Origin of the sequence: Streptomyces melanogenes, assembly GCF_014649795.1 — a bacterium.
GTDB classification, from domain to species: domain Bacteria; phylum Actinomycetota; class Actinomycetes; order Streptomycetales; family Streptomycetaceae; genus Streptomyces; species Streptomyces noboritoensis.
The window spans coordinates 687,973-714,153 of the sequence record NZ_BMTS01000001.1; the positions used below are offsets into that span (position 1 = coordinate 687,973).

The window sequence follows — 26,181 nt, forward strand, 5'->3', positions numbered from 1 at the left end:
CGTAATCGCTACGCAAGGAGGCTTTCCGTGGCCCGAACCCCCGCCGACCTGGTCGGGACGCGCACCGGCCCATCGTTCGAGATCACCTTCGGGGACCGGCCCGTGCCCGCCCGGCCCGGGCAGTCCGTCGCCGCCGCGCTGTGGGGCGCGGGCATCCTCGCCTGGCGGACCACCCGCAGCGGCGGCCGCCCGCGCGGCGCGTTCTGCGGCATCGGGCAGTGCTACGACTGCCTCGCCACCATCAACGGACAGCCCAACCGCCGGGCCTGTCTGGTGCCCGCCCACCCCGGAGATGTGGTGGTCACCCAGGAAGGACACGGTCATGCGTCCCTCGGCTGAGCCGCCCACAGCGCCCGACCTGTACGACCTCGCGGTGATCGGCGCGGGCTGCGCCGGGCTCTCCGGTGCCGTCACCGCCTCCGAACTCGGCCTGTCCGTCGCCCTGTTGGACGCATCGCCGCAGATCGGCGGCCAGTTCTTCCGCCACCCCGCGCCCGCCACCGGGGCGGCCCGCCCCGAGGCCCTGCACCACGACTGGTCCCTGTTCACCGGACTCCGCCGACGCCTGGAGGCCAGTGCGGTGGACCTGCTCGGCGGCCACCACGTGTGGAGCGTCGTCCGCGAAGGAGGCCTCTGGGCGGTGCACGCCGTCACCGGGGCCGACGGAGGCGAGGAGCGGGCGGTACGGGTGCGGGCCCGCGCGGTCCTGCTCGCGACCGGCGCGTACGAGCGCCAACTGCCCTTCCCTGGTTGGACCCTGCCCGGTGTCGTCGGCGCGGGCGGGGCCCAGGCCATGCTGAAGTCCGGCCTGGTGCTGCCCGGCAGGCGGGTCGTGGTGGCGGGCAGCGGGCCGCTGCTGCTCGCGGTCGCCGCCTCGCTGGCCGCCGCCGGGGCGCGGGTGCCCGCCGTCATCGAGGCGTCCGGCTACCTGGGCTACGCCCGCCACCCGTACGCGCTCGCGGCCAACCCGCACAAACTCACCGAGGCGGCCGTGCACGGCGGGGCGCTGCTGCGCCACCGGGTACGGCTGCGCACCCGCACCGCCGTCACCGAGGTGCACGGCACCGACCGCGTGGAGGCGGTCACCGTCTCCCGGCTGGACCGCGACTGGCGGCTCGTACCGGGCAGCGGCCGTCGGATCGCGTGCGACGCGCTGGCCGTGGGGCACGGTCTGGCGCCCCAGATCGACCTGGCCACGACCCTGGGGTGCGCCACCCGCACCACGCCCGACCGGACCACCGCCCTGGTCCTGGACACCTCCCAGGAGACCTCGGTACGGGATCTGTGGGCGGCGGGGGAGCCGGGCGGCGTCGGCGGGGCCCGACTAGCAGACGTGGAGGGCGAGTTGGCCGGTCTTGCGATCGCCGCCCGACTGCGCGGGCACCCCGCCCGTCGTGGCCGCGTCCGGGAGCTGGAGCGCCGCCGGGACCGGATGCGCGCCTTCGCCGACGCCATGGCCGCCGCGCACGCGCCCGGTACCGGCTGGCCGCAGTGGCTCGCCGACGACACCGAGGTGTGCCGGTGCGAGGAGGTGACCACGCAGAGCGTCCGCGCTGCGGTCACCGACCTCGGGGCGCGCGACGCCCGCACGGTCAAGCTGTTCACCCGGGCCGGGATGGGCTGGTGCCAGGGCCGGATGTGCGGTGCGGCCGTGACATGCCTGGCCGCACAGCACGGCAGCGCGGAGGCGCTCGCCGAACCGGCCCCCGAGCGGCGGCCGTTCGCGGTACCGGTACCGCTCCGCGCGCTCGGGTCGCTCGACGACCCCGCACCCGCCCCGCAGACCGTCACCACTGACTGACCGGGTGCGGGCCCCGTCGAGGGCTCCCCGTACCCACTAGTGAAATGTCACATCACAGAGATTACGGAAAGAGGTCGCCGACATGGCCACCACCAGCTGGAACCCCACCCGTCCCTGGCGCGGCATCATGGTCGCCACCGCCCTGCCCCTGCGCGAGGACCTGTCCGTCGACTACGACGCCTACGCCGACCACGTGCGCTGGCTGATCGACAACGGCTGCGACGGTGTCGTACCGAACGGCTCCCTCGGCGAGTACCAGACCCTCACCGAGGACGAGCGTGCCCAAGTGGTCCGCACCGCCGTGGAGGCGGCCGGGGACGGGGCTCGCGTGATGCCGGGCGTCGCCGCGTACGGCAGCGCGGAGAGCCGTCGCTGGGCCGAGCAGGCCGCCGAGGCGGGATGCGGCTCGGTCCTGCTGCTGCCCCCGAACGCCTACCGGGCGGACGAAGTGTCCGTGCGCGCCCACTACGCCGAGGTGGCCCGGGCCGGAGTGCCGGTCGTCGCGTACAACAACCCCATCGACACCAAAGTCGACCTGGCGCCCCCGCTCCTCGCCGCGCTGCACCAGGAGGGCAGCATCGTCGCGGTCAAGGAGTTCAGCGGGGATGTGCGCCGGGCGTACGAGCTCGCCGAACTCGCCCCGGAGCTCGACCTGTTGATCGGAGCCGACGACGTCCTCCTCGAACTGGCTCTGGCAGGCGCGGTGGGCTGGATCGCCGGGTACCCCAACGCCTTCCCCGCCTCCTGCGCCGAGCTGTACCACGCGGCCGTCGCCGGGGACCTGGAGACCGCCGTGCCGCTCTACCGCTCCCTGCACTCCCTGCTGCGCTGGGACTCCAAGACCGAGTTCGTCCAGTCCATCAAGCTGTCCATGGACATCGCGGGACGCCCCGGCGGCCCGGTCCGCCCGCCGCGCGCCCCGCTCTCCGGGGAGATCGAGGCGGGAGTGCGCCTGGCCACCGAGAAGGCCGTGGCCGAGGGCCACCGCTGATCCTTCCGGCACACGGCACCACTGTGCGGGAAGGGTGGCGCGATCCCGTCGCCCTTCCCGCTCCGGCCCACCACAACTGCCCTGCCCGCCCCCGTTCCTTGGAGGACTCCTCCCGTGACCGCTGACGTCACCCACCTCATCTCCCGCAACCCGGCCGACCCGGCCGACGTCCTCGTTCGGATTCCGGCCCCCGGGGCGCGTGCCGCCGTCGACGCCGTGGAGCGGGCCCGCGCCGCCCAGCCGGGATGGCTGCTCGGCGGGGCCGCCGGGCGTGCGGCCGCGCTCGGCGCCGCCGCCGACGCGATCCAGGCCGCGGCCGACGAACTGGCGGCGCTCGCCGTGCGCGAGGTGGGCAAGCCGCTCGCCGAGGCCCGGGCCGAGGTTGCCCGTACCGTCGCCATCTGGCGGTACTACGCCCAGGCCCCCTATGAACCCGTCGGCGCGGTCCACGAACCCGCCGCCGGATCCGGGCTGCTGCTCACCCGCCGCCGGCCCCACGGCGTCGCCGGGCTCATCACCCCGTGGAACTTCCCCTTCGCCATCCCCACCTGGAAGGCCGCCCCGGCGCTCGCCGTCGGCAACGCGGTGGTCCTCAAGCCCGCGCCCGAAGCCACGGCCTGCGCCCAGCGGCTGGCCGAGATCGTCCAACACGCCCTGCCCGCAGGCGTGTTCACGGTGCTGCCCGGCGGTGCCGCCGAAGGGGACGCGCTCGTCCGCAGCGCCGACGTCGTCTCGTTCACCGGCTCGACCGCCGTCGGCCGGGCCGTGGCGCGGGCCGCCACCGAGAGGGGCATCCCGGTCCAGGCGGAGATGGGCGGCCTGAACGCCGCGATCGTCCTGCCGGACGCCGACATCGGGCAGGCCGCCGCCCACATCGCCGCCGCGATCGCCGGATACGCGGGCCAGAAGTGCACCGCCACCAGCCGTGTCATCGCCGTCGGCGCGGCCCTCGACCCGCTGCGCGAGGCCCTCGCCGAGGCACTGCGGGCGCTCCCGGTCGGCGACCCGGCCGCCCCCGACACCGTGTGCGGGCCGCTCATCAGCGAGCGCGCCCGCGACCGGGTCGGCGAGGCATCGCGCGGCCTGGACGTGCTCGCGGGCGGGACCGCACCCCGCCACCCCGGCTGGTACACGGCCCCCACCCTGGTGGAGAAGGTCGCCCCGGCCCATCCCCTGCTGCGCGAGGAGGTCTTCGGCCCGATCGCCGCCCTGCTGCCCGCCGACGACCTTGCCCACGCGGTACGGATCACCAACTCGGTTCCGTACGGCCTGGTCACCTCGGTGCACACCGCCGACCTCGACACCGCCCTGCACGGACTCGACCGGCTCGACACCGGGATGATCCGCGTCAACGCTCCCTCCACCGGCGTCGACTTCCACCTGCCGTTCGGCGGCACCAAGGACTCCAGCCACGGGCCGCGCGAACAGGGCCGGGCGGCCCTGGAGTTCTACACCTCCAGCCGCACCTACACGTTGTCGCCCTCGCGGGCGGGATGACCTCGTACGCGTACGGCCCGCTCCGGCGGGGACGGCCCCCGGCCCCCATAACGCGGCGTTATGCGGGAACGAGGGCTCCTCGCCGGGCGGCCGCCCGCGCCATGCTCCTTCAGGAAACGTCACACGGCACACGGCGGCGACCGCGCCGCGAAAGGCATCCATGAACCCGGCGTACGCAACCGTCGACCACGTCTTCACCGTCCCGCTGGACCCCTCGGTCCCGCACGGCCCCACCCTCCAAGTCTTCGCCCGCGAGGTCGTCGACCGCGCCCGGGCGGACGAGCGACTGCCCTGGCTGCTGTACCTCCAGGGCGGCCCGGGCGGCAAGTCGCCCCGGCCGTCGGCCGGTTCGCCCGGCTGGCTGGACCAGGCCCTGAAGACCCATCGGGTGCTCCTGCTCGACCAGCGCGGCACCGGCCGCTCCACCCCGGTCACGGGCCGGACGGCCGCGAACTTCCCGTCCCCGGCCGCCTTCGCGGATTACCTGGCCCACTTCCGCGCCGACGCGATCGTCGCCGACGCCGAGCTGATCCGGCGCCGCCTGTGCGGCGACGAACCGTGGGAGACCCTGGGGCAGAGCTACGGCGGTTTCCTCACCCTCACCTATCTGTCCCGGGCGCCCGAGGGGCTGCGCGCCTGCTATGTGGCCGGCGGACTCCCGGGGCTCACGGCCACCGCCGACGACGTGTACGCGCGCACCTACCCCCGGGTGCGCGAGCGCGTCCTCGGCTTCTACGCCCGCTACCCCGACGACGCCGCCCGGCTGCGCGAGATCGCGGACCTCCTCGCCGCCACCGACGTACGCCTGCCCGACGGCGACCGGCTCACCCCCCGCCGCCTGCGCACCCTCGGACTCGCCCTCGGCATGGGCGACGGCTACGAGCGGATCCACTGGCTGCTCGACGAAGCCCTGGACAGCGAAGGGGAGTTGAGCGACACCTTCCTCGACCAGGTGAGGAGCGTGACCGGCTTCACCGGCAACCCGCTGTTCGCCGTTCTGCAGGAGAGTCTGTACGGGCAGGGCGCCCCCGCCACCGGCTGGGCCGCCGCCCGTGCGCTCGGCGACTTCCCCGAATTCGCCGACGGCGCCGACCCGTTCCTGCTCACCGGCGAGATGATCTACCCCTGGATGTTCGAGGAGATCGCGGCCCTGCGCCCCTTCGCCGGGGCCGCCGACCTGCTGGCCCGCCGCACCGACTGGCCGCAGCTGTACGACACCGACCGCCTCGCCGCCAACGAGGTCCCGCTCGCCGCGATCGTCTACCACGACGACATGTACGTGGACGCGGGGCTCTCGCTCGGCACCGCGCGCCGGGTCGGGGCCTGCCGCGTCTGGGTCACCAACGAGTGGGAGCACGACGGGATCACCGCCTCCGGCGGCCGGGTCCTGGCCCGACTGATGGACCTGGCCGCCGGCCGCGCCTGAACCGTTCCGCCCATCTTCTGGAGGAGAGCCATGCCCGCCCCCTCGCTCCGCCCGCGCCCCCTGGCCGCCGCTGCCGTCGCCCTCACCGTGTGTCTGGCCGGGAGCAGTGCGGCGGCCGCCGTACCCCGGCCGCACCCGGCCGCTCCCGCCGCCTGCGCGCTGCCGGGCCGGACGGGCTGGACCGACGAGGGCCACGACACCGACCGCAGGCAGTTCCAGCGGTCCACCGGAACCCACCGCGTCCTCACCCTGTTCGTCGACTTCCCCGACGCACCGGAGACCGGCTCCACCGCCCCCTACGCCGACCAACTCGCCCCGGCCGCCGACTGGATGCGCACGGCGAGCTACGGCCGCTCCCGCCTCGCCCTCACCCCGCTGCACCGCTGGATACGGATGCCCGCCGCCTCCACCTCGTACGACTTCGCCCGCGGCATCACCTTCGAGGCGCACGAGAAGTACGTACGCGACGCGGTCACCGCGGCCGACCCCTACGCCGACTTCTCGCGGTACGACATGGTGTACATCGTCCCCACCAAGGCGGCGACGGCCGTGCCCTTCTCCCCGACCTACCTCTACGACCCGGCCACCGAGGGCGTCACGGCGGACGGCACCCGGGTGAAGTGGGCCGTCACCTTCGGCCAGGACATGTGGCGCTGGGGCCCCAAGGTCGCCGACCACGAGACCGCCCACACCTTCGGCCTGCCGGATCTGTACGCGTTCACCGGGGACACCCACCAGTACGTCGGCGGCTGGGACGTCATGGGCAACATCGCGGGGCCCGCCCCGCAGTACCTGGGCTGGCACTCCTGGAAGCTCGGCTGGACCCGCGACGACCAGGTCGCGTGCCTGGCCGCGCCGGGGCAGCGCACCGTGCGGCTCATGCCGGTGGAACGCCCCGGCGGCACGAAGATCGCCGTGCTGCGGACGGGCCCGACGACCGCGTACGTGGCGGAGTCGCGCCGCGCCGAGGGCAACGACTCGGCCGCCTGCTCCACCGGCGTCCTCGTCTACAAGGTCGACTCGGCCGCCGCGACCGGCGAGGGCCCGGTCCGGATCGCCCCCACGCACCCGACCACCGTGCCCACCGGCTGCACCGCCCTGGACCTGGCCGCCCGTACCGAGGGACAGAGCTTCACCGACCCCGGCACCGGCGCCCGCATCGACGTCCTCGCGGGCGGCCCGGCGGGGGACACGGTACGGCTCACGAGCCGATAGGTATGCGCAGGACCTGCCCCGGCACGATCTTGTCGGGGTCGGAGATCTGGGCCGGGTTGGCGCGCACGATGCGCGAGTAGAGGGAGGCGTCGCCGTAGGACGACTTGGCGATGGCCGACAGCGTGTCGCCCTTCACCACCTTGTGCTCGCGGTAGCCGTAGTAGCCGGGCACGATACGCGGCCCGTAGATGACCGGAACGGTCACGACGTTGATGTCGCCGCCGTCCCTGGCGCTCGCCTCGAAGACCTGCACGAGGAGGCGGTCGGTCTGGAAGGTGGTGTGGCCGATGTCGACGGCGATGTGGAACTGCCCGTGCTCACCGGTGCCGCCTCCGGCGGTGAACGTGCCGGTCAGCTGGTGGTGGCCGTCGCCGATGCGGTACTCCAGGGTGGCCTCGAAGCCGGTGGCGATGCCGCCGATGTGGATCGGGTTGCCGACCAGGTCGAGGGTGCGCGGTTGGTCCAGGCGATTGGTCATGAAGCCTCCCGGGTCGTGAAACGTTCGGCACTCGCAGCTTCGGCGGCCGGACGGCGGAAGACAATGGCACGCTTCGGCCGATTTCGCGGCCACCGCGAGGCGTGTCCGCTACGCCCCGGAATGCAGATGGGCCGCCCAGGTGTCGGGGCGGTCGGGCATGCGGTCGCGCAGGTGGCGGACCGCTTCGTGCAGTGCCCGGGCGGCCCGGTCGGGCGTGAGATCGGAAGGGCTGCCGAGGGTCGCGTAGAACAGCCGGGCGAGGTCGGACGCGTGGCTGTCGTACACGGGCCAGAGGGTGGCCACCACACTGCGGAATCCGGCGAGTTGGAACGCGGTGGCCAGGTTGACGAACTCGTCGGCGAGGTGCGGCACGCCCGTGGCGGCGGTGCTGCACGCGGAGAGGAAGGCCAGCCCGGCGTGGTCGAGGTCCAGGGCGGCCAGGCCGCTCACGGTGAGCGGGGCGTCCTGGAGCAGGAGGCGGCTGCGGGACGGGTCGACGGGGTCGCTGACGGCATGGCAGGCGAAGTGGACCAGGGAGCAGTCGCCCATCGCCGCCATCACGTCCTCGCGCATGGTGGAGACAGGCCCCTGCGCCGAGGTGTCCAGGTGGTCGCGCCGCCGCGCGGTGAGCACCAGCGGCTCCGGCGCGTGGGTGCGTACGTACGCTTCCTCCTCGGCCGTGTGCGGCAGCGGTGGGGCCCCGGGGGTGAGCGGCATCGTGACGACGAGCGCGCGGTGCGGGGAACGGGGCGGCAGGGGGCGGCGGGCATGGCGCAGCGCGCGCAGGGTCGGGGTGTAGGAGGAGACCACGCGGTCCATGACGGTCGCCCGTGTGCCATCCACGGGGCTCCGGTGGTATCCGGCGGCGTGCAGCGGGAGCAGGCCGAGCAGGCCGCCGGGGCTCCACCACACGCGGGGGGCCTGGTGTCCCGGCGGTGGGGGAGAGGTGATCCCGAGGGCGGTCAGGACGGGCTCGGCCGCGACGTCCCACAGCCACTCCAGGGTGGAGGTGAGGGTGTGCAGGGCCGGTTCGCTGCGGGCGGGAGTGGGGCTCGGCGCCCACCTGAGCGCCGCGGTGAAGTCCTGCGCCTTCTGCCGCACGGTGTCCCGGTCCAGGCCGGGCAGGGGCAGCGCGGTGACGGCGTCGGGGCGGATCAGCAGGGCGTGGCTGCCGTGGCCGCTCACGGCGAAGACCACCACCGGGCCGTACGAGGCCTGGGCCAGCAGGTCCGCCGGTTCCATCGGCAGCAGGAACCGGTCGAAGCCGGGCCGCGACCTGATCTCGTCCAGTACGGCGGTGAACTGCGCGGCGAGGTCGCGCCGGGTCTCCGTGGCCGGGTACCAGGGCTCGGCCGACGCCCATACGCCGGGGGCGTCGTCCGCGTACGACGTGTTCAGCCGGTCGCGTATCGCGAGGAAGCGCGTGGCGAGTTCGGGCAGTTGGCGGCGCAGGTCGGTGACCTCGCCCCGGGTGTCGAGGGCCTGGCCGAGCATGACACCGCGCCCCGCCTCCGTCAGCCGCAGCGCCTTGGACGCGGCCTGGGGGTCGGTGCTCGGTTCGTCGCGCGCGGCCAGGACGAGCGCGGCGGCGTCGGCGGCGAGTTCGAAGCAGGTGCCAAGCAGGATCTGCTGGTCGGTGCGGGCCAGCATGCGCGGGGTGAGCGCGGGCAGGATGTCCACGGCCGCCTCAAGCAGCGCCGCCGCCCGGGCCGGCTGCCGGTCGGACAGCAGGAGTGCGGCGGCGCGTACGGCGGTGAGGCGGCGCAGGGGCGCGGTGCCGGTCAGCTCCCACGCCTCGGTGAACGCGCTGACGGCCGGGGCGACGACGGCTTCCACGTCCGCTTCCGTGCCGACGGTCAGGACGAGCAACTGCCCGAGGTTGACGAGCGGATAGGTCCGCCCGGGCGCGCCCGCCGGGAGCAGGTCCAGGACGTCGCGGAAGGTGCGGGCGGCCTCGTCGCGTATGGCGGTCGCCGTGGGGTCCTGGACGGCCCGGGCCAGCAGGCTGTAGCCGAGGTTGTTGAGGTGGGTGGCGCGGGCCGGATCGCCCGCCGAGGTCGCCGCCACGGCTCGGCGACCGACGGCGACGGCCTCCTCCAGGTCGGCCGGTGCGGCCGTGCGGTCGAAGCGGCTACGCAGCGCCAGGCACAGATTGGACAGGCAGCCGGGGAGGCGGGGGTCGACGGGTGTCATCAGCTCGGCGGCGCGCCGGCTGCTGTCGATCGCCGCGTCGAGCTCGGCGGCCGACCGGGTGCGGTGGTACCGCGTGAGCAGCGCGTACCCCTCGTTGTTGAGCAGTTGGGGGTGTGCGGGGTGGCCGGGTTCCAGGCGGCCGCGGGCGTCGCGGATCGAGGCGAGGCACGCGTCGATGTCCTCCAGCGCGCCGCTGTGTTCGTAGCGGGTGAGGAACGCCAGCGCGTTGTTGGCGATGAGCGTCACCCAGTCGGGGTGGTCGCGCGGAGTGTCGGCGAGGGCCGCGTGGCCCAGCTCGATGGCCGCGTCCAGATCCTCCGGGCGGCCCTGGGCGGAGGAGCGCCTTACGAGGCAGAGCGCGAGCTGCTGGCGGGCCCGGGCGCGCTGCCGTGCGTCGGCGGCACATGCGGCGGCCGACTCGGCGGCCTCGATCGCGTGGGCGATGTCGGCGGGCTCTCCCGAGCGCAGGAAGCGGGTGCGGTACATGAGGCTCAGGTTGGACAGGTCGAGGGAGGGAGCATGCCCGGCGGCGGTCGCGTCGAGGAGCTCACGGCTGAGAGCGAGCGCGCGGTCGAGGTCTTCGAGGCGTCCGCCGCCCTGGAAGCGGTGCGCGAGCGCGCCGCCGAGGGCGCGCAGCGCCACGTCCCGGTGGGTGTGTCCGGCGGGCGCCGCCGCGAGTGCCGACTCGCCCAGTTCGACGGCGATGTCCAGGTCCTCGCGAACACCGGTGTGGGCATGGGCGGAGAGCGCGGTGAGGGAGGCGTTGGCCAGGTGGCGGGCCCGCCCGGCGGACTCGGGCGGCAGCGCGCGGGCGTGCCGTACCGCGAGATCCCTCGCCGACTTGAGCGCCGTCGGATCCCCGGTGTGCTCGAAGATCGTGTGCCAGACCCCCGCGACGGCGAGCTGGGCCTCCACGTCGTCGTCCGGCGCGGCGGCGGCCGCGCGTCGTGCGGTGTCGGTGGCCTCGTCCATGACCCGGGTGTCCTGGGTCCGCGCCGCTCGGTCAGCGAGCCATTCGCCGAGCATGGCCAGCCGACGGGCGAGCTGAGGGTCCCCGGGGCCGGTCGCCGCGACGAGAGCGCGCATCCACTCGATCGACTCCTCCAGGTCGCCGGGCGACCGCGACCGCTCATAGCGCAGGTGCAGGAGCTGCGCTATAAGTTGCGCACCGTCCGGGTGCAGGGGGTCCTCGGGGCGGCCGGCGCTCGCACAGACGCGTGCGGCCTCCACCGCCGCCTCCAGGTCCTCCAGGCCGCCCGAGCTCTCGTACCGGGACCACAGGGCGGTCGCCATGATGCCCATCGCCGCCGGCCGCTGCGGCTCGTCGGCGGCCATCGTGGCGACGGCGTGGCAGGCGGTGGCGACGGCCCGGTCCAGGTTCTCGGTGCCACCGCCCCGCTCGCCCAACAGCCGCAGCGCAACGCTCAGATTGGCCAGTGCGCCCGCGCCGCCGGGGCCCGCCGGGACGTGCTGGGCGATCCGCATCCACGCCCGGGCGGCGCTGGTGGCCGACTCCAGGCCGCCGTCGTCACCGGCCGCCTGAAGCATCCGCATGGCAGGCCGCATCGCCGCCTCCGCGAGGGTCGGCAGCAACTCCTTCGGCATCGACGAGCTGGGTACGTACGCCTCTCCGGCGAGGAAGACGGGAAGGAGGTGCAGCGCGGCGAACGCCTCATGGGACCGCGCGGCCTCGCCTTCGGAGGCGCGCGAGCGGTGCCACTGCACCCAGCCCAGCGCGACGACGCAGTCGAGCGTCGGGTGGTCGGTGAGCTGCTCGTACAGCCGGGCCACGTCCGCTGCCACGTCCGGGTCGAAGATCGACGACGGGTCGCCGCTGTCGGCGATCGCCTTGAGGTAACCCTGCACTGCGGCAAGCGCTTCCGGCTCGCCCGGTCCGTTCTCCTCCACGCCGCTCTCCACCATCCGGCCCGCCCCCTCCACCGTCCGACCTGGTTGCTTTCGCGTCTTCGAGTGTCGTGAAGCAGGGCGCCGGTTCGCAGGGGTTCGGGCGTATTGCCTGGTGCGGGCCGGGGCGGGCGGTGTGCCCCGCGCGGGGGAACCGCCCGCCAACAGCGAAACGGCGGCTGCGGCGGAGCAAGCGGTGTCAGCGGAACTCGACCGGGGCCTGGAAGCGCGCCCTGCGGGCCGCGCGGCGGAACGTGGTGAGCACGGCCGGTCCGGCGAGCGTGACGCAGACGAAGTTGGTGACCGCGCGACCGGTGTCCCAGCCCAGCGACGTGGCGAGGTCGAAGGCGAGATAGCGGTGGAACTGCTGGGTGAAGGGCAGCCCCGGCAAGTACGCGATCGAGCTGTTGGGGTCGAGGGAGAACGGCCAGAACGACAGGTTGAGCAGGAACCCGAAGAGGTAGCCGGAGAGCGAGCCGTACACGGCGAGCATCAGCACCTCGCGGCGGCCGGTCGCCTTGGGCAGCAGCCCGGCGAGCATGCCGACGAACGCACAGCCGAACATCTGGTACGGCATCCACGGCCCCACCCCGCCGGTGATCAGCGCGGAGGCGAAGAGCGACGTACAGCCCAGGGTGAAACCGAAACCCGGGCCGTAGACGCGCCCGGCCAGGACGAGGATGAAGAACACCGTCTCGATGCCCGCCGTGCCGGCGCCCAGCGGGCGGATCGCGGCGTTGACCGCGGACAGGACCCCCAGCATCGCCAGGGCCTTGGAGTTGATGCCGCCCTCGGCGATCTCCGACAGGACCACGCACAGCACGATCACCAGCAGCACGCCGAAGATGAGAGGTGGTGCGTAGTTCGAGCCGAACTTCCCCGGGGCGACCAGGAACGGCCAGAAGAAGGCGACGACGCCGAGGAAGGACGCCAAGGCGATGACCAGCCCGGCTCGCGGAGCGATCCGGATGGCGGTGGCTCGGTCGGTCATGAGGCCGTCCCGGAGTCGGGGAGGGCGGCCGTCACCTGGTCGACGGTGAGATAGGGGAGGGGTGCCAGGATCTTCGCGGTCTGCGGGGCGAAGACGGGGGAGGCGACGATGACTTCGGCGGTGGGCCCGTCGGCGACGACGTCGCCCTCGGCCATCACCACCACCCGTTCCGCCGCGCGGGCCACGAACTCCACGTCGTGCGTGGAGATCACCACGGCGCGCCCTTCGGCGGCGAGGTCGTCGACGATGCGGATCAGGTTGCTCTTGGCACGGTAGTCGAGACCGCGCGTCGGCTCGTCGAGGAGCAGGACCTGTGGTGCGGCCGCGAGCTGGATGGCGAGGACCAGCGCCAGCTTCTGCCCCTCGGACAGGTCGCGCGGGTGCGTGGCGTCGGGGATGCCGGGTGCCAGCCGGTCCAGGATGGCGCGGGCGGAGGGGCCGCCCGGCCCCGGGGCGGACTCGGCGTCGGCCTGGTCGAGTTCGTGCTTGACGGTTTCCAGGTAGAGGAGGTCGATCGGCGTCTGCGGGACCAGGCCTACGAGCTCCCGAGCCCGGGCGGCCGGGAGCTTGCCGGGGTCGTGCTGCGAGCCGTCGGCCGGGGAAGCGACCGTGACCGCACCCGCCGTGCGCGGGCCGGACCCCTGGAGCGCCCACAGCAGGGAGGACTTGCCGGAGCCGTTGCGCCCCATCAGCGCGGTGATCTCGCCCGCGTGCAGATCGAGGCCGACCTCCCGGACCGCCGGCACGCCCCGGTAGGAGACGGTGACCCCGCGGGCGCGCAGCAGCCGGGGACGCTCCTGCGGGGCGCTCGGCCGCACCGGCGGGGGAGTGGTCCGGGCGAGGCGTTCGCGTACGCCCTTCGCCGCTCTGCGGGCGTCGCGGATCGACAGGGGCAGCGGGTCCCAGCCGGCCGCCCGGCCCAGCTCAACGATGGGCGGCGCGATCGAGGACGTACGGAAGACCTCGGCGGGCGGGCCGCAGACGACGAGGCCGTCGCCGGGCAGGTGGATGACGCGGTCGGCGTACTGGACGACGCGCTCCAGGCGGTGTTCGGCGAGCAGCACCGTCACACCCAGGTCGTGGACGAGCCGGGTCACCGCCGCCAGGACCTCCTCCGCGGCCGTCGGGTCGAGCGCGGAGGTGGGCTCGTCGAGGACGAGTACGCGTGGGTGGGCGGTGAGGACGGAGCCGATGGCCACCCGCTGCTGCTGGCCGCCGGACAGCTCGTGCAGGGCGCGGTGGCGCAGATCGGCCAGGCCCAGCAGGTCCAGGGTCTCCTCGACCCGCTTGCGCATGGTGGCGGGCGGGACCGCCAACTGCTCCATGGCGTAGGCGAGTTCCTCCTCCACGGTGTCGGTGACGAACCCGTCGAGCGGGTCCTGGCCCACCACGCCCACCACGTCGGCCAGCTCGCGCGGCGGGTGCTCGGCGGTGTCGCGGCCGTCGACGGTCACCCGCCCGTACAGGGTGCCCCCGGTGAAGTGCGGGACGAGGCCGTTGACCGCGCCGAGCAGGGTGGACTTGCCGACCCCTGTGTGTCCGACGACGAGGCACAGCTCGCCCTCGTCGACGGTCAGGTCGACGTCCCGCAGGACGGGTGCGGCGGTGTCCTCGTACTGGACGCTGACCCGGTCGAAGGTGATCACGTGGTTTCCTCGGTGCGCTGAGCGGGGACGCGGGACGCGGTCGGGGGCGGTGCCAGGAAGCCCGCGGCGCCCGCGAGCAGGATCGCGGCGGCCGGGACCGGCGGCAGCGTCGGCCAACTGAGCGGGTAGATGGACGGGTTGAGCTCGGCCGCGTCGAAACCGGCGCCGCTGAACAGCAGCGCGGCGGAGAGCACGCCGCACCCGGCCACCGCCCACTCGGGAAAGAGCCAGGGGTCGGCGCGGTAGGTGGTCCGGGTGACCCGGCGCCCGCCGAGCCGCAGCCCCGCGACGCACAGCGCGGCACCGGCGGCCAGCGCGGGCAGGCCAAGGAGCTGCGGCGCCGTCGCGTCGAGGAGGCCGTACGCTCCCGCGCACAGCCCGCACATGCCCAGCAGCATGAGCGCGCCCGTCATCCGCCGCGAGCGCCGGGTGGCGGTTCCGGCGCGTCCGTAGCCGCGGGAGTCCATCGCCGCGGCGAGCCGCAGCGAGCGTTCCAGCGCGTCTTCGAGGACGGGGACGACGATGCCGCGCAGGGCGCGCAGTCCCTTGTGGCGGCCGGCCCGCAGCCGCCGGGCCCGGCGCACCCGCTGGACGCTCTGCACCAGCTGCGGCGCCACGCTGATGGACACCGTCACCGCGACCCCGAGCTCGTAGAGCGCGCCGGGCAGCACCCGCAGGGCCCGCTTGGGGTTGGCGAGGGTGTTGGCGGCGCCGACGCAGCACAGCATGCAGGCGAGCCGCAGCCCGTCGGTGGCCGCCGAGAGCAGCGCCTCCAGCGAGACCGGCCCGCCGAGTTGGATGCCCGCGTACCAGTCGGGGGTCGGGATGTGGGGCAGGGAGAAGAGGAAGTGGTCGCGGGGGGTGATGCCGGTGGCGAAGACGGCGCGGAAGACCACCCGGATCGCCACGACGGTCAACGCCAGATACAGGTAGTACGCGAAGCCGCGCGCCCAGGGCGCTTCGGTGCGGCGCATGCTGATCACGTATCCGAGGACCGCGAGGACCAGGAACAGCAGCAGCGGATTGTTGGTGCGGCTGACGGCGGTGGCCAGGGCAAGCGCCCAGATCCACCAGGCCACCGGGTGCAGGGTGCGCGGAAGCCGCCGCCCGCGCGTGTCCGGCACGAGGCCGGGCGCGGGCGGCTTCGCCGTCACGGTCGATCGGGACACGGCCTACTCCGTACGACGGCGGCGTCTGGCCGCGTACACGGCCGCGCCGCCCACCAGGAGCACCAGGGCGCCGGTGGCGACGGCGGGCAGGTACGACCCGGCGTCGTGCTCGGCGTCGGCGGCCGGGGCGGCGTCCAGGACCCGGGTCCGTGGGGTGGGTGCGGCGGTGGAGGCGGAGGGCGTGGGCGTCGCCGTGGCGGAAGGAGACGGTGACGCGGAGGTGGACGGAGAGGGCGACACGGGCGCCGAGGGGGTCGGTGTGGGCCGCTTCGGTGCGGGGCCGGTGTCGGTGCCGGGTGGCAGTGCGGGCGCGGACCGGGAGTCCTCGGGCGCGGGCTGTCCGCCGCCCGTGGGACGGTCGTTGTGCGCCCGGAGTTGACCAGGCGTGACGGTGGGGCGCCCGCGGGTGCCCTCGATGTCGGTGCCGCCGAAGATCCACAGATCCACGCTGCCCGGCTCGGGCTTGTAGAGCATGGCGCCGAGCTGGCTGTACTCCCAGGTGTCGGCGCCCGGACCGGCGTGCCAGTAGGACCAGTACGCGGAGGCGGGCGGGGTGAGGACGCAGTCGTCCTGCTGGGGTGTGGGGTACTGCTTGCCGCCCTGGTAGCCGCTGTAGCCGATGCGGCAGATGAAGGCGGGGCCGTCGTGGCCGGTGCCGGTGGTGGCCCAGCCGCCCTGGTTGAGCAGTTCGTAGCCGGTCGTCGGTGTCGTACCGCAGGAGCGGTAGACGGGTCCGCCCCAGTGGCTGAAGTCCACCGCGAGCACCACGCCTGACGACGTCGTGCACTGCCCCATCGGCTGCGGGGCGGCCCCGGCCGGGCTCGTGGTGACGGCCAGTGCCGCCGCCGCGAGGCCGAGAGCGGTCGCCACACGGGCGAGGTGGGCCGTCATCGATGGCCCCCGACCGTCGTACGGCGCTTGCGCGCTGTCGCAGTGACAACCCAGCCGCCGAGCACGAGAAGAGCGGCGCTGATGGCGAGAGCGCCCGCCTGCACTCCGGTGGAGGCGAGCCTGCCGCCGCCGGAACGGCCCGTACCGGTCTCGCCCGGCGTGATGATGGTGGGAGCGCCCGTGGAGGAGGGCGGGGTCGGGGTGGGCTGGGCGGTGGTGCCGCTCAGGTCGCGGGTGAGGCGGGCGAAGGAGATGCCGGTGGCGCCGCCGACCGCCTGGGTGGAGGCCCGCAGATCGGAGCCGCGCTGGCCCTCCTTGGCGATGTTGAAGCCGCCGTCGCCGTTCTGCTGCGAGGCCAGGAACTTGCGGGCCCTGGAGATCTGCGCGCTGTACTTGGCGGAGTCGAGCGACAGGCCCTGGACCGCGAGGGCCGCGGAGTTCACGGAGTCGCCGGCCGCGCCGGGGAAGCCGCCGTCCGGCAGCTGGCGGGTCGCGATCCAGGCCAGGGCCTTGTCCACGGCGGCCCGGGAGGCCGCGTCCCCGGCCAGGTCCAGGGTCATGGCGGCCATGGCGGTGGAGTCCACGTCGGAGTCGCCCGTGCTCGGGATGATGCTCGGCCAGGCACCGGAGGACTGCTGAAGGCTCTTCAGATAGGCGAGGGGTTCCTGTGCCGCGTCCTTCTCCCCGGCGCGCAGCTGGGCCATGACGCCCAGGGATTGGGCGAAGACGGCCGGTGCGTACGTGTAGTTGCCCTTGGCCGCGCACCTGCGGTCGGGCGCCTTGCTCGGAGCGGTGCAGACCGCCTTGGCGAGCGCGGCGATCAGGTCGTGGCCGCCGAGGGCGCGCGGATCGCGGCCCACCGCCTCGGCCAGCAGCGCGGTCTTGCCGATGGAGCCGCCCGCGGCGTACTTGGTGCCCACCGAGGTCCAGTCGTCGACGGTCCGCCCCGCGCCGTCCTTGCCGCGCTTGTCGAGGAAGTCGACGATGCCGCGCAGTTTGTTGTTGTCCAGGCCGGTGGCGGCGAGCGCGTAGGCGCCGTCGATGGTGAGTCCGAAGTCGGCCCGGCCCGTTCCGCCGCCCGCGCTGTAGTACGCCCCCTGGAGGAGGTTGGTCCCACGGGTGAGGTAGGCGACGCCCTTGCGCAGGTCAGGACCCTCGCCCGGCGGGATCGTCGGCGGCTTGGTCGGGGTGGTCGGTGTGGTCGGAGGTTGGGTGGGCTCGGGCTTTTTCGTCGTCAGCGTCGCCAGGCTGGTGCCCCGGCCCGCGAGGACGGCGGGAACGGTCGGGTAGACAGCGGCGTCGGTGGCGCCCTCGTCGAACCCGAAGCCCCCGTCGGGGAGTTGCTGCCTGGAGAGCCACGAGACGGCCGCGTCGGCCCGCGCGGTGTCACCGAGGGTCCGCAGCGCCTGCGCCGCGTACGCGGTGGCGAAGGGTGAGGCGGTGGGGGAGTCGGTGTAGCCGGGGAAACCGCCGTCGGAGCGCTGGGCCTTCTTCAGATACGTACGTGCCTTCGCGACGACGGCGTCCTGCCCGCCGGCCTTGCCGAGCGCCAGGACGGCCAGGCCGGTGGTCGCCGGGTCCGGGTCGCAGTTCTCGCCGGGCCCGATGAGGATGCTGGTGAAACCGCCCTGCGGGCACTGCAGTTGCGTCAGTCGGGTCACGGCCGCCGGGGGCGGGGTGGTTCCGGCGCGGGCCACGGCCAGCAGGGCCAGGCTCTGCCCCTCGGCGTATCCGGCGTTCGGGAAGTCGCCCTTGGCCGTGCAGCCGGGGGTGGGAGTGCCGGAGCTCGGCCCCGCCTGGCAGAGGTGCTTGACCAGATCGCCGACCAGGTCGTGCCCGCCGAAGGCGTGCGGGTCGCCCTCGGTCGCCTCGGCCAGCAGGGCGAGCCGGGCGGCGGCGCCCGCGTCCGGGGCTCCGGTCTTCCCGGCCGGATAGGCGTACGCGTCGGTGTTCTTGGCCAGGAACGCGGTGACCTTGTCGAGGCCGGGGCCCTTGCCGTTCGCCGCGGCCAGGGCGAACGCGGCCTCGGCGGTGAGGAAGTGGTCCGGGGTGCCGCTGTCGCCGACGACGCGCTCCCCGTCCGAGAGCCTGCCCGTCAGCCACTTCGCGGCGGCCGCAACGTCCACGTGACCGGCCGGAACCGTCGGAACGGTGGGGTCGGTGTCGCCGCCGCCCGAGGCGCGGACCTGGTCGGGGGTGAAGGCGGGGCGGCCGGTGGTCCCGCCCACGTCGGTGCCGCCGAACACCCAGGCGTCCACGTCACCGGCCTTCGGCTTGCGGTCCATGGCGCCGTACGCGCTGTAGGTCCAGGTGTCCTGTCCCGGCGAGGCGGTCCAGTACGACCAGTAGGCGGTGGCCTGCGGGGTGAGGACGCAGTCCTCCTTGTCGGGCGTGGGGTATTTCGTACCGGAGTCGAAGGAGCCGAAGCCGAGGCGGCAGATGAACGCCGGGCCGTCGTGCTGCGTGCCCTCGGTGGTGAATCCGGCCTCGTGCAGGAGGTCGTAGCCGTTGGTGGGGGTGGCGTCGCAGCCGCGTTCCACCTTGCCGCCGAAGGGGCCGAAGTCGACGGCGACCACGGCCCCGGTGGTCGCGGTGCACTTCTCGATCGGGTCGGCGGCCGCGGGCGCCGTGCCCGAGAGGAACGCCGCACCACCGGCGAGGGTGAGGAGCGCCGCCGTGACGAGGGACAGGAGCCCTCTGGTGCCCGTGCGCCGGTCTGTTCGCTCTGTGGTCCCCACCACGGCCCCTCGCCTCGGCCGGGCGGTCGGAAGCGTGGCGAAACGGACCCGCCGCCGGTGTGTGCCGACGGGAGGCGGTCGAACCACGCCGTAGTCCGCGACGGCGTTGTGTCGCTGCATTGCCTGACTCCAGGCAGTCCGGCTCGCCCGGGCTCGGCCCGGGCCTACGGTTGCGGGTCAGCGCCGGAATTCGACCGGCTTCCCCTGGAGTTGAGTGCTCATCAGTTCGTGCTTATCAGGCGGAGTGAAACACGGAGGTAAAGACGGAGTCAACGTGTGCTGGATCTCATCGCGGACATGTCGGACTTCGGGTGCCAGGGCCGCTGACACGGCAATGATCCCTCCGGTAGCGTCCGGTCTTGCCAGACGGGGGAATCCGGTGTGAATCCGGGGCTGACGCGCAGCGGTGTGGACGGCAGGGGGCCGTTCCGAGCCCGAATGCCCGGACGGCAGAGCAGCACAGGAAGCCGTACCACGCGTTCGGACGGCGGCCGCCGCCTCCGGTGTCTTCCCGCTCCGGAGAGGTGTGTCGGGCCGCGTCCCTCATCCCAGGAGCAGGTCATGTCCCGTACCCACGCCTCCCGCCGCATCGCCGTGGCGATACCCGCCGCCCTCGGCGCCCTCGTCCTGACGGCGCTGCCCGCGTCGGCGACGTCCACGCCCGCGCAGATCGCCACGTCGAAGACGAACGGCGTCGCCTACCTCAAGTCCCTCCAGGCCGCCGACGGTTCGTACGCCGGCTCGGGCCTGTCCAACGAGTGGGCGTTCAGCGCGTTCGCCGCCGCGGGGACCGCCGCTGTCGACGTCACGCCCGGGGGCGACACGTCGAAGAACGCCCGCACCGTGTACCGGAACCTCCTGTCCACCGCGGGCTGGCCCTCGGCCTCGCCGGTCGTCACCGACTATGAGCGCGGTGCGCTCAACGCGTACGCCGCCGGTGTCGACCCGGCCCGGGTCTCCGCCTCCCGCAACCTCGTGGCCGACGTCTACGGCTACTGGCAGAGCGCCGAGGCCGGTTACTTCGGCTCGTCCTCCAACTACAACGGCACGGTCTTCGCGGCACTCGCCCTCGGTGGTACGAGAACGCAGTCGGGCGGGCAGCGCGTCCCGCAGGCCCTGCTGGACTCGGTGGTCGCCCGGATCCGGGCCAACCAGCACAACGACGGCGGCTGGAACTTCAGCAAGGCCGAGGGCAACCCGACCGCCCTCAACTCCGCGAGCGACATCGACATGACGGGCGCCTCGATGGCGGCCCTGTGTGTCGCCGGAGTGCCCAACACCGACGCGGACGTCCTCCAGGCCAAGGCGTTCCTCAAGGGCAAGCTGGTGCCCGGCAGCGGTGCCTTCAACGGCATGTTCGGCGTGAACACCGACTCCAACGGGTGGGCCGTCTCCGGTTTGAACGCCTGCGGCATCAACCCGCAGACCGGCGACTTCCTCACCTCCATGGGCAAGACCCCGGTCGACTTCCTCATCGCCCAGCAGTTCAAGCCCGGCGGCGGCTTCAAGTACCTGCCGAGCGACACCGTGCCCCAGGCCTACGCCTCCATCGACGCCCTGCGCGCGGTCGCGGGCGGCGGCTTCACGGCCGCGCCGCCCACGCCGGTGACGCTCGGCGCACCGAAGTGGGTCGGTGAGACGGCCTTCACCCCGGGCTCGGCCGCCAAGCTGGCCCTGACCGTCGACGACGGCGCCGGGAACCTCAAGGTCTGCTCGGTCTCCGTGACGCCGACCGGCTCCACGACGACCCTCGGCGATGTGCTCACCGCCGCGACGGCCGCGTCCGTACCGTCCGGGTGCGTCACCTCGGTGACGCCGTCGTCCGGCGCCACGGGCCCCGTCACCGCCGTCAACGGCAAGGCCAACAGCGGCTCCGGGACGTGGAAGGTGAGCCTCGACGGGGCCGCGTTCACCGGTGCCGACCGAGGTACGACCGTCGGCATAGGCGACACCATCGCGCTGCGCTGGGGCGCCTGACCCGATCCGACCAGTGCGGGCCCGTGCGTGACGGGCCCGTACCGGACCGGTTCCGGTGGAGAAGTCCGGTTAGAAGGCGGTCCAGGTGAACGCCACCTTGTCGCCGGACTTCAGCGCGAACTGGCAGCCGCCGACCGGGGTCGGCGTGCCGTTGACGGAGATGCTCCAGTACGCCGAGCCGCCGCCGCTCACGTTCTTGACGGTGTCGACGGAGAAGTCGTCGAACGAGGCGTACCAGGCCCCGTCCCAGGTGAAGTGGTGGCGGCGGGCCGCGTCGTCGAGGGCGGCGGTCGGGGTGGGCACGGCGGCCGGGTGGGCGGCGCCGTTGGTGCCGTCGCACTTGTGCGTCCCGCCCGCGACGGTCGTCACGTCGTGCCCCTTGGTCCTCACTCTGCCGTTGAAGAGCGGGCCGTCGGGGCCCTGGACGGTGAGGGACACGGTGACCGGCGCGTTGGGCACGGGCGCGGGCTTGGCCTGGGCGACGGCCGGGGCGGCGCCCAGGGCGAAGGTGAGTGCGGCCGTGGTGATCAGGGTGCGGTGCAGTACGTGCTGGCGCATGGTGTGCCTTTCGAGGCGGGTACGGGCCGACAGGCCGCACCCCTGCACACCGCGCTCCCGATCAGGGGCCCGGAAAGGGGTGCTTCGCGCTGCAGACCATGACAGTGGGAAGCGATACGCGCGTAACGCGCCGGGCCACCCGACTCGCGGCACACGGTCACCGCTCACGGTTGCAGGTCAGCGCCGGATTCCCACCGGCTTCCCCCGGACACGCACACATTTGGTTGTACTCCCCGGCAGGGCCGGGGAGTTGCATCGTAGGGCGTGGTGGATCCCGAAGACCAGAGAGACGGCAGCGGCAGTATGCGGGGCCCGGTGCGGGGAGTGATAGAAAGAGCACCGAGGGGTCAAGGTAGTGATTTCGGTAGCGAATTCGGGGGAAAGTCGCTGTGAGCCATCCGCCAAGTGAACAGCCGCCGCACGAGCCGGTTCCGGGCAACCCGTATGCCCAGCCAAGTGGTTACGGAGAGCCGGGCCAGATACCGCCGGTTGGTTACGGCCAGCCCGCGCCCGGTCCGCCCGGCGGTTACGGTCAGCCAGGAGCGGCCCAGCCCGGTGGTTACGGCCAACCCCTCGGCGGCACCGGCTACCCGCCGCAGCCCCCGTACCCCGGTGGATACGGCTCGCCGATCCCGTCCCCGTACGACCAGACTCCGCCCACGGCCCCGCCGACCCCACCGGGCAGCGGCGGTCAAGGGCCCTTCCGCCGCAAGCGAGTGGTGATCGTGGCCGCCGTGGTCGCGGGCCTGCTGGCCGTCGGTGGTGGTGTGTACCTCGCCACCGGCGACGACGGGGAGCCCGCCAAACCGGCGGCGTCGGCCAGTGACGCGGCCGTGCCCTCCGCATCCCCGTCGGTCGACCTCGGCGACGGCACGGGCAGCGGAAACGGCGGCGCGAGCGGCGGTGACGGGTTCAACGACGGGATCAAACCGGGCGAGGCGCGCGTCTGGGTGCGTGAGAACGAGACCCAGCTGACTTCGGCGGGCGGCGTGCAGTTCGGCCCGTGGCGGCTCGGCGACATCGTGGCCAGGGCCATGTACAAGGAGGTCACCGGGCACGCGGTGGCCGACGGCGCGCTGAAGTGGAGCGTGGCCCTGGAGACACCCGTGTGCGGCGCCGGGCACACCCCGACCGCCCACGGCAAGCTGGTCATCGCCACGCTGGAGAACAACACCAAGCGCGCCCACTGCAAGTACCTCCAGCAGATCGACCTGGCCACGGGCAAGGTGGGCTGGAAGGTCGAGGTGCCGCAGGAGAGCGAGTTCGACACCACCAACGAGTTCCGGCTCGCGATCACCGGCGACACCGTCGCCGTCGGCCACAGCGCCTACGCGAGCGGTTTCTCGGCCGTCGACGGCAAGAAGACCTTCGGCACGTGGAAGACCGACGGTTGCAGCCCGTACACCATCGGCGGCGGCACCAGGCTGATCGGTGTGGACCTGTGCCCGTCCGCCGCCGGCACCACCAAGTCGCAGCAGCTGATCGAGGAACTCGACCCGGCCACCGGCAAGTCCAAGTGGAACTACAAATACCCCGCCGGTTGGAACGTCGGCCGGGTCTACTCCACCGACCCGCTGATCGTGGCCGCCCGCAACGGCGACACCAAGGCGTGGAACATCACGTCGTTCGCGCCGGACGGCAAGGTCCGCTGGCAGGTCGAGCCGAAGTTCCAGGTCACCGGCGCGTGCGACGGCTTCGGTGACGGCAGCGGAAACCTCCACGCCTGCACCTTCGCCGCGAACGACGCGGCCACCCTCTACCTCGGCACCGCGGGTTCGGGCGGCGCCGTGCTCGGCGAACCGGAGACCAACGAGGTCGTCGCCATCGACCTGGGCACCGGCAAGGAGAAGTGGCGTACGAAGGACTCCCGCGGCCGTGCCATGCGGCCGGTGGCCGTCGAGGGCGGCAAGGCGGTGGTGTACGTCCACCCCGGCAAGGACCCGAACGACTCCGCCGCCGTGGCCACCATCGCGGCGACCGGCGGCGCTCCCCAGATCCTCCTGCAGACCCCGGCAGCGGCGGCCGCCACCGAACGCGCCTTCTTCCTCACCCCCCGTATGGCCTGGTCGGACGGCCGTTTCTTCCTGCTCAACGGCCATGTCCAGAGCCCCACGGCCCAGCGGAAGGACCGCACGCTGCTGTCCTTCGGAAAGTGACGACGCGGCTGGAAACCCCGGGGTGGGTTTGCGTCAATCCGGGCGTCGGGTGAGCTGCCGGGGAGCCCGCCCGTACGGCATGTCGCCTGATGGACACGGTTCGCGCGCGGGGCGCATTCCCTCCGGGTGTGCCCGGGGCAGGGTTGTCCCCGCGTCAGGCGCTCGTCGAAGCTGGTGCCCACCGAACCGGTGGGCCTCGACGACACCCCGGAAGGGACACCATGAGCAGATCAGGGTCGAGCAGCCGCCGTGGGCGGCTGGCCTGTGCGTTGGCCGCCGGGGCACTGGCGACCGCCGGGCTCACCGGCACGGCGGCCCACGCCGTGCCGACGGGTCCGCGAGCCGCCGCCCCCGAGGTCGGCATCCAGTACAACCCCGACGGTGACGCGGGCCAGTGCGGCGGACGCACCGGGCAGCAGTGGGCCACCTCGCCGGACTGGACCCAGCCCATCCGCTTCGACACCGACGGGCGCCCCGGCGGCTGCCAGCTCGCCTTCGGTGTGTACGACCCGGACAACACCTTCGCGGGTGCGTCCATCAGCTACGCCTTCTACGTCAACCCCGGTGGGGACAGCGGCCAGTGCGGTGCCCAGGGCACGTATCAGATGCCGATCCGCCCCTTCCAGACCTTCGGCCCGAGCGTCCGGGTCGACACCGACAACCGCTCGGGGTACTGCAACCTCACCCTCGCCGTGTCCGGTCGCTCGGACATCGGTCTCGACGTGCAGTTCTACCCCGACGGCGACGCAGGCCAGTGCAAGAACTACCTCCCTGCGGGCCAGTACCGCACGGCGTACGCCGGCAACCCGGTCACGGTCGGCATCGACGCCGACAACCGCCCCGGCGGCTGCCAGTTCCTGCTGCGACTGCGGCGCTTCTAGGGGGTGTGCGGCCCAAACGGCACCACCAGCGGCCCCTTCCGGGCACGCCACCACGGCAGCAACTGAACGACACCGAACGTCACCAACCCGCCATCTGCTCCCGAAACTTGGGGCACTTGACGATGTCCTCCTCGCTGCACTTCACGGCGTGGGTGAGGAGCTGGTGGGCGTGGTCGAGGTCGATCATGCGCTGCTCGATCTCGGTGATCTTGGCGCGGATCATCGCCTCGCGGTGCGGCTGGTCGCGCTGGAACTCCCTGATCTCGACCAGGGTCAGCCCGGCCTGCTGGCACTTGCGCAGCACCGTGATCCGCTCGGCGGCCTCCGGCGGATAGCGCCGCTGCCCGCTCTCCCGCTCGGGCGCGGGCAGCAGGCCGTGGCGCTCCCAGTAGCGGATGGCCGAAGCGGGCACTCCGGTGATCTCGGCGAGTCGGCCGATCGTCATACGCACGTTCCGCTCCTCCTCCTGCTGCCGTCCGGCGGCCCCGTTCGGTCCCGGCATTTGACTTAAACCTTAGTTCAAGTTGGAGAGTGGTCGGCACGTGGACAGCGGCGAACGAGCGGCCGCTGGCAGCACACTTGGAGATGCCGGTATGAGCGATACGTACGTGGTGAAAGAGCGGGCCGACCAGCTGGTGGAAGCCGCGGAGAGGCTCTTCGCGGCCGGGGTGATGTCCCACTCCGGGCACGCCAACCTGAGCGCCAGGCTCGACGGCGAACGCCTCCTGCTGACGCCGGGGTTCGTCCAGGGGCTGCGGACCGAGCAACTGGCGACCGTCGGCTTCGACGGGCAGGTCCTGGAGGGCGAACTCCAGTCCGTCAGCGCCGAGATCATCGCCATGCACAGCGCCGTCTACAGGGCCCGCCCCCATGTCGGCGCGATCATCCACACCCACTCACCCTCCGCGACCGCCTTCGCCGTGGCCCACCGGCCGCTGCCGTGCCGCACCGAGCCGATGCTGCGCTTCGGGCAGGCCGAGGAGGTCCCGGTGGTCCCCTGGGGGCCGCGCGGCTCGGACGTGTCGGTGCGCGGTATCGCCGACGTACTGGAGCGGCGCCCGACGACGTCCGCGGTCCTGCTGGCCAACCACGGCCTCCTGGTGTTCGGCCCGGATTCGGCGGCCACCGCCCACCTCGTGGTGGCGATCGAGGAGAGCGCCGAGGCCGAGATCGCCGCGGCGGCGATCGGCGGGGCCGTGGACTTCCCGCCGGGCGCCCAGGAGGCCGTGCGCGCCGCGATCGCGAAGGCCACGGCATGAGCGACGACAGCCTCGCCTCCCGTGCGGAGGCCGTACGGGACCGCTACCGCTCCACCCTCGGAGCCGTTCCGAGCGGGGTGGAGGAGCGGCTGCGCCTGGCCCAGGAGTTCGGCCGGCTCCCGACCGAAGAGGCCATCGCGGCGCTGCGCCACATCGTGCTGACGGACAACCCCCTGGGAGCGCGGGTGCAGCAGCTCGTCCACTTCGGACAGCTGCTGGCCCTCGGCCGGGCCCACCCCGCCCGCATCCACGCCCAGGGCGCGCTCCACGCCGGGGCCGGTATCGCCGACCTCATCGGCGTCGCCGAGACCGCGCTCATCACCGCGGGCGTGCCGGCGTACGCACTCGGCACCGAGATCATCGCCGAACTCCTGCCGCCCGGGGGTGGTGCCGAAGGGCGATAGCGCCC

Annotated in this window: 20 protein-coding genes and 2 riboswitches; of the genes, 11 read left to right on the forward strand and 9 right to left on the reverse strand. The window is 73.4% G+C overall.

Going from position 1 to position 26,181, the window contains the following annotated elements:
• Positions 1-27 precede the first annotated feature (27 nt).
• The 6 genes from IE252_RS03150 (at position 28) to IE252_RS03175 (ending at position 6,930) form a co-directional block, all read left to right on the forward strand.
• The gene (locus IE252_RS03150) at positions 28-339 is read left to right on the forward strand and encodes a (2Fe-2S)-binding protein (protein WP_190087649.1); all 312 of its coding nucleotides are present in this window, start codon (positions 28-30) and stop codon (positions 337-339) included.
• Positions 323-1,801 (forward strand): NAD(P)/FAD-dependent oxidoreductase, encoded by a 1,479-nt coding sequence (locus IE252_RS03155; RefSeq protein ID WP_190087650.1) that lies wholly within the window; start codon positions 323-325, stop codon positions 1,799-1,801. The genes IE252_RS03150 and IE252_RS03155 overlap by 17 nt, the downstream gene beginning before the upstream one ends.
• 82 nt (positions 1,802-1,883) lie before the next feature.
• Positions 1,884-2,792, forward strand: a complete 909-nt coding sequence (locus tag IE252_RS03160; protein WP_190087651.1) for a dihydrodipicolinate synthase family protein — start codon at positions 1,884-1,886, stop codon at positions 2,790-2,792.
• 114 nt (positions 2,793-2,906) lie between these two features.
• Complete coding sequence (locus IE252_RS03165; protein ID WP_190087652.1) at positions 2,907-4,289, forward strand: aldehyde dehydrogenase family protein; 1,383 nt, start codon at positions 2,907-2,909, stop codon at positions 4,287-4,289.
• 160 nt (positions 4,290-4,449) lie between these two features.
• The gene (locus IE252_RS03170) at positions 4,450-5,715 is read left to right on the forward strand and encodes an alpha/beta fold hydrolase (RefSeq protein WP_190087653.1); all 1,266 of its coding nucleotides are present in this window, start codon (positions 4,450-4,452) and stop codon (positions 5,713-5,715) included.
• Between the two features lie 30 nt (positions 5,716-5,745).
• Positions 5,746-6,930, forward strand: coding sequence for a M6 family metalloprotease domain-containing protein (locus IE252_RS03175; protein WP_190087654.1), 1,185 nt, complete (start codon positions 5,746-5,748; stop codon positions 6,928-6,930).
• Here IE252_RS03175 and IE252_RS44110 read toward each other — a convergent pair.
• From IE252_RS44110 to IE252_RS03210, 7 genes are all read right to left on the reverse strand, one after another.
• Positions 6,917-7,408, reverse strand: a complete 492-nt coding sequence (locus IE252_RS44110) for a LysM peptidoglycan-binding domain-containing protein (RefSeq protein ID WP_190087655.1) — start codon at positions 7,406-7,408, stop codon at positions 6,917-6,919. The genes IE252_RS03175 and IE252_RS44110 overlap by 14 nt on opposite strands.
• A 108-nt stretch (positions 7,409-7,516) precedes the next feature.
• Positions 7,517-11,524, reverse strand: coding sequence for a CHAT domain-containing protein (locus tag IE252_RS03185; protein ID WP_190087656.1), 4,008 nt, complete (start codon positions 11,522-11,524; stop codon positions 7,517-7,519).
• Positions 11,525-11,705: 181 nt separating this feature from the next.
• Entirely contained in the window at positions 11,706-12,497 is a 792-nt protein-coding gene (locus IE252_RS03190) for an ECF transporter S component (RefSeq protein ID WP_190087657.1), read from the reverse strand.
• A complete protein-coding gene (locus IE252_RS03195) occupies positions 12,494-14,143 on the reverse strand; it encodes an ABC transporter ATP-binding protein (protein WP_190087658.1) in 1,650 nt (549 codons plus the stop codon). Before IE252_RS03195 ends, IE252_RS03190 begins: the two co-directional genes overlap by 4 nt.
• Positions 14,140-15,312 (reverse strand): energy-coupling factor transporter transmembrane component T, encoded by a 1,173-nt coding sequence (locus tag IE252_RS03200; RefSeq protein WP_190087659.1) that lies wholly within the window; start codon positions 15,310-15,312, stop codon positions 14,140-14,142. Before IE252_RS03200 ends, IE252_RS03195 begins: the two co-directional genes overlap by 4 nt.
• 3 nt (positions 15,313-15,315) lie before the next feature.
• Positions 15,316-16,203, reverse strand: a complete 888-nt coding sequence (locus tag IE252_RS03205; protein WP_190087660.1) for a hypothetical protein — start codon at positions 16,201-16,203, stop codon at positions 15,316-15,318.
• A complete protein-coding gene (locus IE252_RS03210) occupies positions 16,200-18,941 on the reverse strand; it encodes a prenyltransferase/squalene oxidase repeat-containing protein (protein WP_229847908.1) in 2,742 nt (913 codons plus the stop codon). The genes IE252_RS03205 and IE252_RS03210 overlap by 4 nt, the downstream gene beginning before the upstream one ends.
• A 334-nt stretch (positions 18,942-19,275) precedes the next feature.
• Positions 19,276-19,405, forward strand: a riboswitch (cobalamin riboswitch).
• A 97-nt stretch (positions 19,406-19,502) separates the two neighbouring features.
• On the opposite strand from IE252_RS03210, the gene IE252_RS03215 reads away from it, so the two are divergent.
• Positions 19,503-20,918: a prenyltransferase/squalene oxidase repeat-containing protein gene (locus IE252_RS03215; protein ID WP_190087662.1), complete on the forward strand. Its 1,416-nt coding sequence runs from the start codon at positions 19,503-19,505 to the stop codon at positions 20,916-20,918.
• A 69-nt stretch (positions 20,919-20,987) separates the two neighbouring features.
• Here the strand turns inward: IE252_RS03215 and IE252_RS03220 are convergent, their stop codons facing one another.
• A complete protein-coding gene (locus IE252_RS03220) occupies positions 20,988-21,476 on the reverse strand; it encodes a DUF4430 domain-containing protein (protein WP_190087663.1) in 489 nt (162 codons plus the stop codon).
• Between the two features lie 132 nt (positions 21,477-21,608).
• Positions 21,609-21,681, reverse strand: a riboswitch (cobalamin riboswitch).
• A gap of 184 nt (positions 21,682-21,865) precedes the next feature.
• Here IE252_RS03220 and IE252_RS03225 point away from each other — a divergent pair.
• Positions 21,866-23,632: an outer membrane protein assembly factor BamB family protein gene (locus tag IE252_RS03225; protein WP_190087664.1), complete on the forward strand. Its 1,767-nt coding sequence runs from the start codon at positions 21,866-21,868 to the stop codon at positions 23,630-23,632.
• Positions 23,633-23,853: 221 nt separating this feature from the next.
• Entirely contained in the window at positions 23,854-24,513 is a 660-nt protein-coding gene (locus IE252_RS03230; protein WP_190087665.1) for a hypothetical protein, read from the forward strand.
• Between the two features lie 79 nt (positions 24,514-24,592).
• On the opposite strand, the gene IE252_RS03235 is transcribed toward IE252_RS03230, so the two are convergent.
• The gene (locus IE252_RS03235; protein ID WP_229847910.1) at positions 24,593-25,015 is read right to left on the reverse strand and encodes a MerR family transcriptional regulator; all 423 of its coding nucleotides are present in this window, start codon (positions 25,013-25,015) and stop codon (positions 24,593-24,595) included.
• Between the two features lie 91 nt (positions 25,016-25,106).
• Between IE252_RS03235 and IE252_RS03240 the strand changes: the two genes are divergently transcribed.
• Both IE252_RS03240 and IE252_RS03245 read left to right on the forward strand, forming a co-directional pair.
• On the forward strand, positions 25,107-25,772 hold the full coding sequence (locus IE252_RS03240; RefSeq protein ID WP_190087666.1) for a class II aldolase/adducin family protein: 666 nt from the start codon (positions 25,107-25,109) through the stop codon (positions 25,770-25,772).
• Complete coding sequence (locus IE252_RS03245; RefSeq protein ID WP_190087667.1) at positions 25,769-26,176, forward strand: carboxymuconolactone decarboxylase family protein; 408 nt, start codon at positions 25,769-25,771, stop codon at positions 26,174-26,176. Before IE252_RS03240 ends, IE252_RS03245 begins: the two co-directional genes overlap by 4 nt.
• The last annotated feature ends 5 nt before the right edge of the window (positions 26,177-26,181 follow it).

What these genes read in the sequence shown, in the direction of transcription:
- IE252_RS03155 (WP_190087650.1), top strand. Translation starts at nt 323, where the DNA reads ATGCGTCCCTCGGCTGAGCCGCCCACAGCGCCCGACCTGTACGACCTC.
- IE252_RS03245 (WP_190087667.1), top strand. Translation starts at nt 25,769, where the DNA reads ATGAGCGACGACAGCCTCGCCTCCCGTGCGGAGGCCGTACGGGACCGC.
- IE252_RS03215 (WP_190087662.1), top strand. Translation starts at nt 19,503, where the DNA reads ATGTCCCGTACCCACGCCTCCCGCCGCATCGCCGTGGCGATACCCGCC.
- IE252_RS03220 (WP_190087663.1), bottom strand. Translation starts at nt 21,476, where the DNA reads ATGCGCCAGCACGTACTGCACCGCACCCTGATCACCACGGCCGCACTC.
- IE252_RS03185 (WP_190087656.1), bottom strand. Translation starts at nt 11,524, where the DNA reads ATGGTGGAGAGCGGCGTGGAGGAGAACGGACCGGGCGAGCCGGAAGCG.
- IE252_RS44110 (WP_190087655.1), bottom strand. Translation starts at nt 7,408, where the DNA reads ATGACCAATCGCCTGGACCAACCGCGCACCCTCGACCTGGTCGGCAAC.
- IE252_RS03190 (WP_190087657.1), bottom strand. Translation starts at nt 12,497, where the DNA reads ATGACCGACCGAGCCACCGCCATCCGGATCGCTCCGCGAGCCGGGCTG.
- IE252_RS03240 (WP_190087666.1), top strand. Translation starts at nt 25,107, where the DNA reads ATGAGCGATACGTACGTGGTGAAAGAGCGGGCCGACCAGCTGGTGGAA.
- IE252_RS03160 (WP_190087651.1), top strand. Translation starts at nt 1,884, where the DNA reads ATGGCCACCACCAGCTGGAACCCCACCCGTCCCTGGCGCGGCATCATG.
- IE252_RS03175 (WP_190087654.1), top strand. Translation starts at nt 5,746, where the DNA reads ATGCCCGCCCCCTCGCTCCGCCCGCGCCCCCTGGCCGCCGCTGCCGTC.
- IE252_RS03170 (WP_190087653.1), top strand. Translation starts at nt 4,450, where the DNA reads ATGAACCCGGCGTACGCAACCGTCGACCACGTCTTCACCGTCCCGCTG.
- IE252_RS03235 (WP_229847910.1), bottom strand. Translation starts at nt 25,015, where the DNA reads ATGCCGGGACCGAACGGGGCCGCCGGACGGCAGCAGGAGGAGGAGCGG.
- IE252_RS03230 (WP_190087665.1), top strand. Translation starts at nt 23,854, where the DNA reads ATGAGCAGATCAGGGTCGAGCAGCCGCCGTGGGCGGCTGGCCTGTGCG.
- IE252_RS03205 (WP_190087660.1), bottom strand. Translation starts at nt 16,203, where the DNA reads ATGACGGCCCACCTCGCCCGTGTGGCGACCGCTCTCGGCCTCGCGGCG.